Genomic DNA, 12,665 nt, shown 5'->3' on the forward strand with positions numbered 1-12,665 from the left:
TGAGCCGCATGGATGCGGCGACCGAGCTTACATGGATGTACTTGCAGCGCCCCCCTCAACCGGACCCACCCCGCCATCCCAAGGAATGCCCGCTGTTGCTGTTGCTTCGGCCGTTGCTGCGGCTTCTGCGGGTGCCGGGCAAAGCCCGGCCGAACTACAATCCCGCTCATGCTGAAATTCTCGAATACCTCCCGCCGGGGGCGCCGATGAGCGGCCGTGGCGGCAATGACGGCCAGGTCCGCATCATCGGCGGGCGCTGGCGCAATACCCGCCTGCCGGTGCCGACCCTGCCGGGGCTGCGGCCCAGCAGCGACCGCGTGCGCGAGACCCTGTTCAACTGGCTGATGCCCAGGCTCGGTGGGGCCCGCGTGCTGGACCTGTTCGCCGGCAGTGGCGCACTGGGCCTGGAGGCGGTCTCGCGCGGTGCCGCACACGCCACCCTGGTCGAACGCGACGCGCAGCTGGGACGCAATCTGACCGCTGCCGTGACCAAGCTGCAGGCCAGCGACCAGATCAGCGTCGTGCAGGCCGATGCCCTGCGCTGGCTGCGGGGCGCGCCGGCGCAGCAGGCCGATCTGGTCTTCGTCGACCCGCCGTTCGCCGACGGCCTGTGGCAGGACGTGCTGGCCCAGCTGCCGCGGCACTTGGCCGCCGATGCCTGGCTGTACCTGGAATCGCCGGCCGGCCACGTGCCGGTGCTGCCGCCGGACTGGCTGCTGCACCGCGAGGGCGGCACCCGCGAGGTGCGCTTTGCCCTGTACCGCCGCGCCACTGCTACACTTTGACCTCATCTGAACATCTGCAACCGCCCATGACCGTGGCCAATCGCCGCATCGCCGTTTACCCCGGCACGTTCGACCCCATCACCAATGGTCATATCGACCTGGTGAGCCGGGCCGCGCCGCTGTTCGAAAAGGTCGTGGTCGGCGTGGCGCAGAGCCCGTCCAAGGGCCCGGCGCTGCCGCTGGAGCAGCGCGTGCAGCTGGCGCGTGGCGCGCTGGCCCACCACAGCAACGTCGAGGTCATCGGCTTCGATACCCTGCTGGCGCATTTCGTACGTTCGGTCCAGGGCGGGGTGCTGCTGCGCGGCCTGCGCGCGGTGTCCGACTTCGAGTACGAGTTCCAGATGGCCAGCATGAACCGGCACCTGATCCCCGAGGTCGAGACCCTGTTCCTGACCCCGGCCGAGCAGCACAGCTTCATTTCGTCCTCGCTGGTCCGCGAGATCGCGCGCCTGGGCGGCGACGTGTCCGGCTTCGTGCCGGCCGCGGTGCTCGAAGCCCTGCGCAAGGTCCGCGAAGCGAAGTCGGCACAGTCGTAAGCCCCGCTGTACCCGCACCCCATTACGTACAACACCACGCACCATTCCGGGAGGAAACCCATGAACACCACCATGCGCGCGATGCTGATCGCTTCGTTGGCCCTGGCCTTCACCGCCTGCAAGAAGGAAGAGGCCGCTCCGGTCGACGAGGCCAAGCAGGCCCTGGTCGCTCCGTCCAAGGACGACGATGCAGGCTGGAAGAAGTACCTGCAGGAAGTGGCGATCCAGAACATGGGCAACATCACCAACAGCCCGTTCCTGTACTACCTCTCGCCGGAATCGGACCCGGACTTCCAGGCCAAGTACGAGCGCCAGACCGAGAGCGCGACCCAGGCCGTGGCCCGTGGCGTGCAGCCGGGCAACATGCTGGCCTTCGGTTCGTCGGCCTCGGGCAAGATGGCTGACATGATCCAGGCCGTGTTCAAGGACGTGTCGCCGGATTCGATGAAGGGCGTGCGCGTCGTCTTCATCGGTCAGTCGGCCGACAACGCCCGCGTACAGGCTGCGATCCAGCCGACCGGTGCCGAGTACATTTTCGTCGAAGCCAAGTAATACCGAGCCATGGCGGCCATGCTCCGGCATGGCCCGGGCGGCGTCCTGCAAGGGCGCCGCTGATGACCTGACCGGCCCGCGCGCCCGCGCTGGCCGGTCCTTTGTCCCAGGGCGCGGGCGAGGAGTATCGCCGTGTCGCTGAAAATCAACGAGCTCTGCGTCAACTGCGACGTATGCGAGCCGGCCTGCCCGAACCAGGCCATTGCGATGGGTGAAACCATCTACGTGATCGACCCTGCGCGCTGCACCGAATGCGTGGGTCATTTCGACGAGCCACAGTGCGTGGTCGTCTGCCCGGTCGAGTGCATCGACCCGGACCCGGAGATCGTGGAAACGGAAGACCAGCTGCTGGCCAAGCTGCGCCAGCTGCAGCACGATCACCCCGAACTCTACGCGGAGCCCCCATCCGAATGAAGACGCTGATCGTCCGCCCCCTGTTGCTGCTCGGCCTGCTGCTGAGCCCGATTGCCTGGGCCGACAGCCCGGCCCGTGCCGAGCGCCCCGATGGCGCGGCCATTGCCAGCGGCCATGCGCTGGCCACCCAGGCGGGCATCGACATCCTGGCGCAGGGCGGCAACGCCTTCGATGCCGCGGTGGCGGTATCGTCCACGCTGGCGGTGGTCGAGCCGATCAGTTCCGGCCTGGGCGGTGGTGGCTTCTTCCTGCTGCACGATGCGGCCACCGGCAAGGATGTGATGCTGGATGCGCGCGAGACCGCGCCGGCTGCAGCAACCCCGCAGGCGTTCCTCGACAAGCAGCGCAACCTCGACCGTGATCGTTCGGTCAACGGTGCCTGGTCGGCCGGTATTCCTGGTCTGCCCGCAGCGCTGGTCGAGCTGTCGGCCAAGCACGGCAAGCTGCCATTGGCGGCCTCGCTGCAGCCGGCCATCCGCATCGCGCGCGAAGGCTTCCCGGTGTACGACCGCATGGCCAAGGGCTATGCCTCGCGCCGTGAAGTGATGGAGCGCTATCCCGGAACGCGCGAGGTCTACCTGCGCAACGGCAAGCCGATCGCCAGCGGTGACCTGTTCAAGCAGCCGGAGCTGGCACAGACGCTGGAGCGCCTGGCCGCAGGTGGCTTCGATGGCTTCTACAAGGGCCAGACCGGAACGCTGTTGCTGGCCGGCGTGAAGCAGGCCGGCGGCAAGTGGACCGCTGAAGAGCTGGCCGGTTACCGCGTGAAGCAGCGCGAGCCGATCGTGTTCAACTACAACGGCTGGAAGATCACCACTGCGCCGCCGCCGTCGTCCGGTGGCATTGCGCTGGCCAGCATGCTGCAGATCCTGGAAGGCTGGGATATCAGGAAAATGGACCCGGCGCACCGCACCCATCTGGTGGTGGAGTCGATGCGTCGCGCCTACCGCGACCGCACCTTCTTCCTCGGCGATCCGGACTTCGTGCAGATCCCGCAGAAGGTGCTGACCAGCAAGGACTACGCACAGGGCCTGCGGGCGACCATCCATCCGGAGAAGGCCACGCCCAGCGACCTGCTGTCGGGCAACCCGACGCCGCTGGAAGACGACGAGACCACGCACTTCTCGATCATCGACCGCGACGGCAACCGCGTTGGCGCCACCCAGACCGTCAACCTGCTGTACGGCTCGGGGCTGATTCCCAAGGGCACCGGCGTGCTGCTGAACAACGAGATGGACGACTTCGCGCTGAAGCCGGGCACGCCCAATGCGTTCGGCGTGATGGGCTATGAAGCCAATGCGCCGAAGCCGGGCAAGCGCATGCTCAGCTCGATGACGCCGACCTTCATGGAGAACGCCGACAAGGTGGTGGTGCTGGGCACCCCGGGTGGCAGCCGCATCATCACCATGGTGCTGCTGGGCATCCTCGGCTACGACGACGGCCTGGATGCGCAGCAGGTGGCCGCACTGCCGCGCTACCACCACCAGTGGCTGCCGGACCTGATCGAAGCCGAGGACGATGCGTTCGACGCGGCGACGGTGAAGCAGCTGCAGGCGATGGGCCACAAGATCGACCTGCCGGGCAATGTCGCCGCGGGTGGCCGCGGTTCCAGCCACGTGTGGGGCAACCTGCAGACCGTGGAATGGGACCGCAGGGCCAACAAGCTGTTCGGTGGCAGTGACCCGCGCAACCCGGTGGGCAGTGCCCAGGTGGTGCCGGCACACTGATCCGGTGGTGCCGGCTGCTGGCCGGCAATCCGGCTGATTATCGAAACCCCGCCTTTGCCGGCGGGGTTTTCTGTTTCCCTTCTAGCGATTATTTAACGAGCCGGCGCCGATAATCGACACATGAAACTCTGGTCTATTCGTGGAAACTCGCAGCGCCTCGATGGCGGCGCGATGTTCGGCAACGCGCCGCGCGCGTTGTGGGAAAAATGGGCGGCACCGGACGAGCTCAATCGCATCGAGCTGGCCTGCCGTGCGCTGCTTGCCAGCCCGTTGGAAGGCAAGACGGTGCTGTTTGAAACCGGTATCGGCGCGTTCTTCGATCCGCGCATGCGCGAGCGCTACGGCGTGCAGGAAAGCCAGCACGTGCTGATCGATTCGCTGCGCGAAGCCGGCTTCGAGCACGAGGATATCGACGTGGTGGTGCTCAGCCACCTGCATTTCGATCATGCCGGCGGACTGCTGGCGGCATGGAGCGAAGGGCGTGAGCCCGAGTTGCTGTTCCCCAACGCAACCTACGTGGTCGGCGCACAGCATTGGCAGCGCGCCGTGCAGCCACACCCGCGCGATCGCGCCAGCTTCATTCCGGAACTGCCGGGCCTGCTGCAGGCCAGTGGCCGGCTGGAAGTGGTGGACGGAGAGTACTCGAAGGCGCTCGGCCGCAGCGTGCGCTTCAGTTACAGCGACGGGCATACACCGGGGCTGATGCTGGCCGAGATCGTCGGTCACGCGCATACAGGCGAAAGTGCGCATGGTGGCGTGGTGTTCTGTGCCGACCTGATCCCGGGCCGCTCATGGGTACACGTGCCGATCACCATGGGCTATGACCGCAATGCCGAGCTGCTGATCGACGAGAAGCGGCAGTTCCTGGAAGACAAGCTGGCGCGCAACGTGCGGCTGTTCTTCACCCACGACCCGCAGGTGGCATTGGCGCAGCTTGGCAGGGATGACAAGGGGCGTTTCGTGACCCTGCACGAGCAGGGTGAGCTGAAGGCACGCGCCCTGGGGTAATGGCATGGCCGGGCAATGCCCGGCCTTTCACTGATGTCCGTGGATCCACGCCATGCGTGGATGGCGTTTTATCCGGATGCGACCATTACGACGCCTTCAGGCAGCTGCTCATGAAGGTCTTGCGCGCATCACCGGCCAGCTTTTTGGCGCCCGCGTCAGCGTTGCACTTGCGCATGCGTTCCTGCTGCGTATTGACCGGCTTGGCGTCGGCGGCGTGGCCGCTGAGGCAGGAGCTCTGTGCAGTCTTGTAGGCATCGCCCTTCAGCCCCTTGTTCTTGGCCGAGCAGTCAGCCATGCGCTGCTGCTGCGGAGTGGTGGCATTGGCCGCCAGGGGCAGGCCGACCAGCAGGACGGCGGCCAGCAGGAAAGAGGCTTTCATCGGTGAGCTCCAAGGGTGGCGGGTGCGCGGAGCATTCGCTTCCCGGCGCCAAGAGCACGTGAAGAATCGCAACGCGGCCGCGACGGCCTGCGCTGTTGGGGTCAGATCCCTTTCGTGGCGAAAGGGCTCTGACCCCGGATCGTCCGATCAGCCGACGCGGGTACCGAAGATGCGGTCACCGGCATCGCCCAGGCCCGGCAGGATGTAGCCCTTGTCGTTGAGCTGGGCATCGATGGCCGCGGTGTAGATCTCCACGTCCGGGTGCACGGCCTTGACCGCCTCGATGCCTTCCGGCGCGGCCACCAGGAAGATGCCCTTGATGCGGCGGGCACCGGCCCGCTTGAGCATGTCGATGGTGGCGATCAGGGTGCCGCCGGTGGCCAGCATCGGGTCCAGGATCAGCGCGTCGCGCTCTTCCAGGCGGCCGGTGAGACGCTCGAAGTAGGGCACCGGCTGCAGGGTTTCCTCATCGCGCTGCAGGCCGACCACGCTGACACGGGCCGCCGGGATCAGCGACAGCACGCCGCTGAGCATGCCCAGGCCGGCGCGCAGGATCGGCACCACGGTGATCTTGGCGCCCGCAATGCGCTGCACGGTGACCGGGCCGGCCCAGCCGGGCAGGGTGTGCGGCTCGGTGTCCAGGTCGGCGGTGGCCTCGTAGGCCAGCAGCGTACCCAGCTCGTTGGCCAGTTCGCGGAAATCCTTGGTGCTGAGCGCAGCGTTGCGCATCAGGCCGATCTTGTGCTGCACCAGCGGGTGGCGCACTTCGACGATCTTCATGGTCGGGAAGGGGAAAAGGAGAGAGGGCGCCATTTTGCCGGATCGGCGGGCCGAACCCAAACCGGGCCGTGGCCCTGGTACGCGAAATGTGCAGATGCATGTCATTGCCATGCAACCTTGCGGACATACCGTGCAGACCCATTCTTAACAGGAATGGGGATTCCCAGTGCATATCAAGACTCCGTTGGCCGTTGCCATCACGCTGACCCTGGCAATGGGTGCCGCAGCTCCGCTGCAGGCCGCCGGGCAGCAGGCGGTAGCCGCCACCGGCGCCGTGGCGTCCGACGCGGTCGACCTGGACCGCATCGAAGTGCGCGCCCAGCTCGAATCACAGATCCGCGCGGTTGACCTCAAGCGCAGCAGTGATGCGATCGAAGACGCGGTGTCGTCCGATGCCCTGGGCCAGTACCCGGACAAGAACGTGGCCGAGTCACTGCAGCGCCTGCCGGGCATCAGTGTGACCCGCGACCAGGGCGAAGGCCGCTACGTGGTCGTGCGCGGACTGGATGCCAACCTCAATAGCGTCAGCGTCGACGGCATCGCCATCGGCACCCCGGACAACTCCAGCCGCGCCGCACCGATGGACGTGATCCCGTCCGATTCGACCGAGCGCCTGCGCGTGGTCAAATCGCCGACCCCGGACATGCCGGGTGATGCCATCGGTGGCGCGATCCTGGTCGAGACCGCTTCGGCGTTCGATCGTGATGGCCGCAGCCTGCGCGCCAAGATCGAAGGCAGCCACCAGCAGCTTTCGGGCGAGACCAGCCCGAAGGCCGCCTTCAACTACAGCGAAGTGTTCAACAACACCTTCGGCATCGCCGCCGGCGTGAACTACCAGAAGCGGACGTTCGAATCGGACAACAGCGAAGTGGAATACGGTGATGTCAGCGGCAACAAGGATCTGACCACCACCCGTCCAGGCGAAATCACCGCGCTGAACCTGCAGAACCGCAAGTACGAGATCGAGCGCAAGCGCATCGGCGCCAACCTCAATCTCGACTGGCGCCCGAACGAGGACAGTCGCTACTACCTGCGCACGCTGTACAGCCAGTTCGACGATGCCGAAACCCGCCAGCGCGTGATCTTCAACTTCAACAGCGCCGACATGATCGCCACCGGCACTGACCAGTATCGACTGGCCGGCATGCCGAAGGATTCGATCGACAAGCGCATGCGCTACCGCACCAAGGAAGAGAACACCTTTGCCGCCAGCCTCGGTGGCGAGAACACGCTGACCGACGCGGTGCTGGACTACAAGATCGGCTATACCCGCACCGAAGAACGCGTGGACGACGAGATCGAGTCGCGCTTCAAGCTCAACGGCAAGGTCTTCAATGGCACGTTGGACCAGCGCAGCCGCCTGCCCACCTACACCTTCGACAACGACCAGTGGCTGGACAACGCCAACTACAAGTTCGACCGTGTGGTGGCCAAGCCGAAGAAGGTGGACGACGAGGAGCGCAGCGCGCAGGTCAACATCCGCTTCGACGGCGACAACAGCAGCTACAAGTTCGGCCTGCTCGGACGCTGGCGCGACCGTGACGTGAACGTCGATGAGGCGTCGCTGCGCGTGGGCCCCGCGATCAAGCTCAGCGACTGGACCACCGGTTCGCCGGAACACCGCCACGGCCCGATGGGGCAGGGCATGGACTCGTCCGTGATGCGCAGCTACTGGTCGCAGCACAGTGGCGAGTACAGCGCCCGTCCGCAGGACGTCGGTGGCAACGCCGCGACGTCTCTGGAAGGCGACTACACCGCGCGCGAAGACGTGTTCGCCAGCTATGCGATGGGCACCTGGGACATCGGTGCGCTGCGCGTGATCGGCGGCGTGCGTGTGGAGAACACCCGCTTCAGCGCCACCGGCAATCGCGTGGACGTGGCCAAGGACGGGCGCTCCTACACCGCGACCCGGGTCACCGCCAGCAAGAGCTACAACAACGTACTGCCGGGGCTGCACCTGCGTTACGACGCCAGCGACGACTGGGTGTTCCGCTTCGCCGCCAACAAGACGGTGGCCCGCCCGGGCTTCGGCGATGCCTCGCCGCGCATTGGCCTGGCCCGCAACGACAATGAAGTGCGCCTGGGCAACCCGGAGCTGGATCCGTACGAGTCAACCAATATCGACCTGTCGGTGGAGAAGTACATCGGCGACAGCGGCATCCTCTCGCTGGGCGTGTTCCACAAGTCGATCGACGGCTACATCGTGCAGGTCCGACAGGGCGGCACCGACGGCATCTACGACGGCCTGCCGGTGGTGACCTCGATCAATGGCGACAAGGCCAAGGTGCGCGGCGCCGAATTCAACTGGCAGCAGCAGCTGTCGTTCCTGCCGGCTGGCTGGGATGGCCTGCTGGTGGGTGCCAGCGGCACCTGGCTGGACACTGATTTCGACCCGGGCCTGGCCAAGCGCGCCGGTGAGGACTTCACCCTGCCGCGTGCCTCGAAGAACGTGTACAGCGCGCACATCGGCTATGAGAAGTATGGCCTGAGCACCCGTGTGGCGGCCGTGCACCGCAGTGAGTACCTGGATACCCTTGGTGCCGGCCGTGCCTTCGATATCTTCGTTGCGCCGAACACCCAGCTCGATTTCTCGCTGGACTACAAGTTCACCCCGCGGGTGAGCATGTATTTCGAAGCGCAGAACCTGCTGGACAAGCCGCTGGAACTGTACCAGGGCACGCGCTCGCGCACCCTGCAGATGGAAGAATACGGTCGTACCTACGCGCTCGGCCTAAAGGTGGCCCTGTGATGGGGCGTGGCATCACCGTCCTGGCGGTCGCGCTCGCGGCGACCCTGGCCGCCGGCTGCACGCCGGCGACCGGCAACGATCCGGCCGCGGCCCCCACGGCAGCGAAAGCCGGGGGCGCGCGCACGGTGACCACCATCGCCGAAGCCTTCCTGTCACCGATGACCCCGGCAGACAACATCGACTCGCCGGCGGCCTGGCGCGCGCCGGACGGCGCGCTGTGGCTGATCGCCACCGCCAAGGCCACCGACAAGCTGGTGGTCTACGACGGCAGCACCGGCCAGCACCTGCGTGACGTCGGCAGCAGCGGCACCGCACCGGGGCAGTTCGACCGCCCAAACGGCATCGCGGTGACCGACGATCTGCTGTGGATCGTGGAGCGCGACAATCACCGCGTGCAGGTGCTGAGCCTGCCGGACTTCGCGCCGCTGGCGACGTTCGCTGCGGACGACCTGCGCAAGCCGTATGGGCTGTGGGTCGACCGCCGTGCCGATGGCTACAGCGTCTACGTCACCGACTCCTGGGACAACGGCGAGGATGCGCAGGGGCGTGACATCCTGCCGCCGCTGGCCGAGCTGGACAAGCGCGTGCGCCAGTACCACGTGACCCGCGACGGTGCGAAGGTCGAGGCGAAGCTGGTGGCCAGCATCGGTGACACCAGCGAAGCCGGTGCGCTGCGCGTGGTCGAGTCGATCTGGGGCGATCCGGAGAATGATCGCCTGTTGATCGCCGAAGAGGATGAGAGCTACGCCAGCGAGTTCAAGGTCTACACCCTTGCCGGACGCTTCACCGGCACCACATTCGGTCGCGACGTGTTCAAGGCGCAGGCCGAAGGTGTGACCCTGCGTACCTGCGGCAAGGACGGCTGGTGGATCACCACCGAACAGGGCAAGCAGCGCAGCGTGTTCCATCTGTTCGATCGGCACACGCTGAAGCCGGTGGGCGCGTTCCAGGGCAATACCGTGGCCAACACCGATGGCATCTGGATGATGCAGCAGCCCAGCACGCGCTTCCCGCACGGTGCGCTGTATGCGGTGCATGACGACCAGGGCGTGGTGGCCTTCGACTGGGAGAGCATCGCCAAGCAGCTCGCGCTGCCGCTGGAGTGTGGCGCATGAGCCGGCAGTGCGTGATGCGCGCGCTGACGCTGGGCCTGCTGCTGGCGTTGCCCTCTCTGTCGTTCGCGGCGGCAGAGCCGAATACCCAGGTGCCGGCGGGCAGCCGCCACTACGCAGCGACGACGGTGCCGGACCGCATCGTCGCCTCGCCGGCGGTCGATCCCAGCCACGGTTTCGCCGTGGCCTGGCGTACTGACGGCAGCGTGCAGGCACCGCTGCTCGAGATTGCCCTCGCCGGGGATTCGCCGGCGATCGAGGGCATCCGCCAGGTGCGTGCAACGACCCGCGCGCTGCAGACCGAGAACGGGCTGTCGCATCATCATCGCGCGGACATCAGCGGCCTGCAGCCGGATACCCAGTACGTCTACCGCGTGCAGGGCAACGGCAGTTGGAGCGCCTGGAACCAGCTGCGGACGCTGGCCGCGGCCGACCAGCCGCTGACCCTGCTGTACTTCGGTGATACCCAGAACAAGAACGTCAGCCATGTCAGCCGTGTAGTGCGCGCCGCGCAGAAGGCCGCACCGCAGGCGCGCATGAGCCTGTTCGCCGGTGACCTGGTCAGCGGCGGCGACAACATGGATGACAGCGAATGGGGCGAGTGGTTTGCTGCCACCGGCTGGCTGGCGCAGGAAACGCTGGTGGCCCCAGCGATCGGCAACCACGAGTATTTCGAGGAATTCGAGGACACCCCGCAGGAGCGGCGCGTGCTGGGCAAGCATTGGCCGGTCACCTTCGCGCTGCCAGGCAACGGCGCCACCGCCGCGCAGCAGACCAGCTACTGGTTCGATGCGCAGGGTGTACGCGTGGCGGTGGTCGATGGCACCTCGGCACTCGACCTCGGCACCGCCAAGGCACAGGCGCAATGGCTGGACAAGGTCCTGGCCGGCAACCGGCAGCCGTGGACCATTGTGCTGCTGCACCAGCCGTTCTACTCACCCCGCGAAGGCCGCGAGAACGCTGCGCTGCGTGACGTGCTGCTGCCGGTGGTACGCCGCCACAACGTCGACCTGGTGCTGCAGGGCCACGATCACACCTATGGCCGTCGCGGTGAAGGGCAGGCCGCCACGCCGCAGTACGTGGTGACCGTGGCCGGGCCGAAGCAGTACCGCCTTTCCGACGAAGCACGCAGGACGATGGATCCGGTGGCCGAGGATACCCAGTTGTTCCAGGTGTTGAACATTGATCCGCAGCACCTGCGCTATGAAGCACGCACGGTGACCGGCCGTCTCTACGATGCCTTCGAACTGCGCCGTGATGCCAAGGGTGGCAAGCAGCGCACGGAGCTGACCGAAGGTCGCATCACGCCACGCGACTGCCCGCGTGCTCAGACCGCCAAGGGTCGTGCCGACCGCTGCTGGGAGTGAGAAGACGCATATGACCACGCCCCGGCGCATCCTTCCGCTCGCCGCCATCGGTGCCGCCCTGCTGTTGCTGGCCAGTGCGGTGACCGCTGCCGATACCGTGCTGCATCCGTTCCTGGTGGCCCAGCCGAAGCAGGCCCCGCAGGAGGTGAATCTGGCGGTGGAGATTCCGGCCGGCAGCTTCACCAAGTACGAAATCAAGGAAGACGGCCTGGTCCACGTGGACCGCTTCCAGTCGATGCCGGTGGCCTATCCGGCCAACTACGGCTCGATGCCGCGCACCCTGGCCGGCGACAACGATCCGCTGGACGCGCTGGTGCTGACCCGTGAACCGCTGCATCCGGGCGTGATCGTGCACTTCCGGCCGATCGGCTATCTGAAGATGATCGATGGCGGCGAGCACGACGAGAAGATCATCGGCGTGCCCACCGACAAGGTCGACCCGACCTACGCCAGCATCCGCGACCTGAAGGATCTGCCGGAGGTCGAGCGCCAGCGCATCGAGGCGTTCTTCCGGGTTTACAAGGACCTGCCGGCGGGACGCAACCCGGTGCAGCTCAATGGCTGGGGCAACGCCGCCGAGGCGCGGGTACTGATCAGCGAAGCGATGAAGCGCTTCGAAAAGTAGATCCACGCCATGCGTGGATTCAGTTCAGCAACGTCTCGATGAACGACTCGGCCTGCAGGTGGTCGCCCAGTACCCGGGCCACCGCCTGTACGGCTGCCTCCTGGTGTTCAGGACGGATGCCACCATCGTCTTCGTCGTTGTAGAGGTCATCGCCTGCATCGAGGTACACCGTGCCTGCAGCAGCCAGAGCCGCCATCAAGGTCGGCACATCGGTAGTGACCTCGCCGGCATCCAGCAGGCCCGCACCGTGGTGACTGAACAGCACACGGCCGTCATCCAGGTCGAGGATGAACGGATCGGCGCCGCGATCGGCAATCACCAGCCAGTTCGATGGCCAGTTGTCGATCGGATCGCCGCTGATGCCATGCCAGCGATAGCCGGCCTGGTGACTCCACACACGCCGCAGCGGCGGTATCCAGACATCGAGGCCCGGAATGGTGATGCCGGAGTTGCCCACCTTCGCATTGATCTCATGACCCAGCGGTCCCACCTGCGCGTAGAAGCGCGCCAGCACCGGAGGTAACGGGAACGGTCCCTGCCAGTCACCTTCGTACTGGGCCCGCAGCAGCCCGAAGCGGGCGAATGAGGCGTGCAGATCAACCATGGCGGGGTCCAACGAGGAGCGGCCCAG

The 12,665-nt window shown here is 66.4% G+C and carries 13 protein-coding genes; 10 read left to right on the plus strand and 3 right to left on the minus strand.

Features of this window, described 5'->3' with window-relative positions:
* Nucleotides 1–206 precede the first annotated feature (206 nt).
* The 6 genes from rsmD (at nt 207) to ACZK5G_RS08780 (ending at nt 5,022) form a co-directional block, all read left to right on the plus strand.
* Nucleotides 207–785, plus strand: a complete 579-nt coding sequence (gene rsmD, locus ACZK5G_RS08755) for a 16S rRNA (guanine(966)-N(2))-methyltransferase RsmD (protein ID WP_478466048.1) — start codon at nt 207–209, stop codon at nt 783–785.
* Between the two features lie 26 nt (nt 786–811).
* Nucleotides 812–1,321 (plus strand): pantetheine-phosphate adenylyltransferase, encoded by a 510-nt coding sequence (coaD, locus tag ACZK5G_RS08760; RefSeq protein ID WP_032130277.1) that lies wholly within the window; start codon nt 812–814, stop codon nt 1,319–1,321.
* 60 nt (nt 1,322–1,381) lie between these two features.
* Complete coding sequence (locus ACZK5G_RS08765; RefSeq protein ID WP_004153167.1) at nt 1,382–1,873, plus strand: hypothetical protein; 492 nt, start codon at nt 1,382–1,384, stop codon at nt 1,871–1,873.
* 132 nt (nt 1,874–2,005) lie between these two features.
* On the plus strand, nt 2,006–2,287 hold the full coding sequence (locus tag ACZK5G_RS08770) for a YfhL family 4Fe-4S dicluster ferredoxin (protein ID WP_004153175.1): 282 nt from the start codon (nt 2,006–2,008) through the stop codon (nt 2,285–2,287).
* Nucleotides 2,284–4,014, plus strand: coding sequence for a gamma-glutamyltransferase (gene ggt / locus ACZK5G_RS08775; protein ID WP_478466050.1), 1,731 nt, complete (start codon nt 2,284–2,286; stop codon nt 4,012–4,014). The genes ACZK5G_RS08770 and ggt overlap by 4 nt, the downstream gene beginning before the upstream one ends.
* A 120-nt stretch (nt 4,015–4,134) precedes the next feature.
* Entirely contained in the window at nt 4,135–5,022 is an 888-nt protein-coding gene (locus ACZK5G_RS08780) for an MBL fold metallo-hydrolase (RefSeq protein WP_121503714.1), read from the plus strand.
* A gap of 85 nt (nt 5,023–5,107) precedes the next feature.
* On the opposite strand, the gene ACZK5G_RS08785 is transcribed toward ACZK5G_RS08780, so the two are convergent.
* Both ACZK5G_RS08785 and upp read right to left on the minus strand, forming a co-directional pair.
* The gene (locus ACZK5G_RS08785) at nt 5,108–5,401 is read right to left on the minus strand and encodes a PsiF family protein (RefSeq protein ID WP_107432886.1); all 294 of its coding nucleotides are present in this window, start codon (nt 5,399–5,401) and stop codon (nt 5,108–5,110) included.
* A 147-nt stretch (nt 5,402–5,548) separates the two neighbouring features.
* A complete protein-coding gene (gene upp / locus ACZK5G_RS08790) occupies nt 5,549–6,181 on the minus strand; it encodes a uracil phosphoribosyltransferase (RefSeq protein ID WP_005409099.1) in 633 nt (210 codons plus the stop codon).
* 214 nt (nt 6,182–6,395) lie between these two features.
* Between upp and ACZK5G_RS08795 the strand changes: the two genes are divergently transcribed.
* Genes ACZK5G_RS08795 through ACZK5G_RS08810 form a run of 4 tightly spaced genes read left to right on the plus strand, consistent with a single transcriptional unit; the run spans nt 6,396 to nt 12,034 of the window.
* Nucleotides 6,396–8,930: a TonB-dependent receptor gene (locus ACZK5G_RS08795; protein WP_478466506.1), complete on the plus strand. Its 2,535-nt coding sequence runs from the start codon at nt 6,396–6,398 to the stop codon at nt 8,928–8,930.
* Entirely contained in the window at nt 8,930–10,045 is a 1,116-nt protein-coding gene (locus ACZK5G_RS08800; RefSeq protein ID WP_478466052.1) for a phytase, read from the plus strand. The genes ACZK5G_RS08795 and ACZK5G_RS08800 overlap by 1 nt, the downstream gene beginning before the upstream one ends.
* Nucleotides 10,042–11,409, plus strand: a complete 1,368-nt coding sequence (locus ACZK5G_RS08805) for a purple acid phosphatase family protein (RefSeq protein ID WP_478466054.1) — start codon at nt 10,042–10,044, stop codon at nt 11,407–11,409. Before ACZK5G_RS08800 ends, ACZK5G_RS08805 begins: the two co-directional genes overlap by 4 nt.
* A 10-nt stretch (nt 11,410–11,419) precedes the next feature.
* Nucleotides 11,420–12,034: an inorganic diphosphatase gene (locus tag ACZK5G_RS08810; protein WP_478466056.1), complete on the plus strand. Its 615-nt coding sequence runs from the start codon at nt 11,420–11,422 to the stop codon at nt 12,032–12,034.
* A 19-nt stretch (nt 12,035–12,053) separates the two neighbouring features.
* On the opposite strand, the gene ACZK5G_RS08815 is transcribed toward ACZK5G_RS08810, so the two are convergent.
* Nucleotides 12,054–12,638 (minus strand): hypothetical protein, encoded by a 585-nt coding sequence (locus ACZK5G_RS08815; protein ID WP_478466057.1) that lies wholly within the window; start codon nt 12,636–12,638, stop codon nt 12,054–12,056.
* Between the last annotated feature and the right edge of the window lie 27 nt (nt 12,639–12,665).

The sequence above is a fragment of the Stenotrophomonas sp. 62841_Sma genome (genome assembly GCF_056482945.1).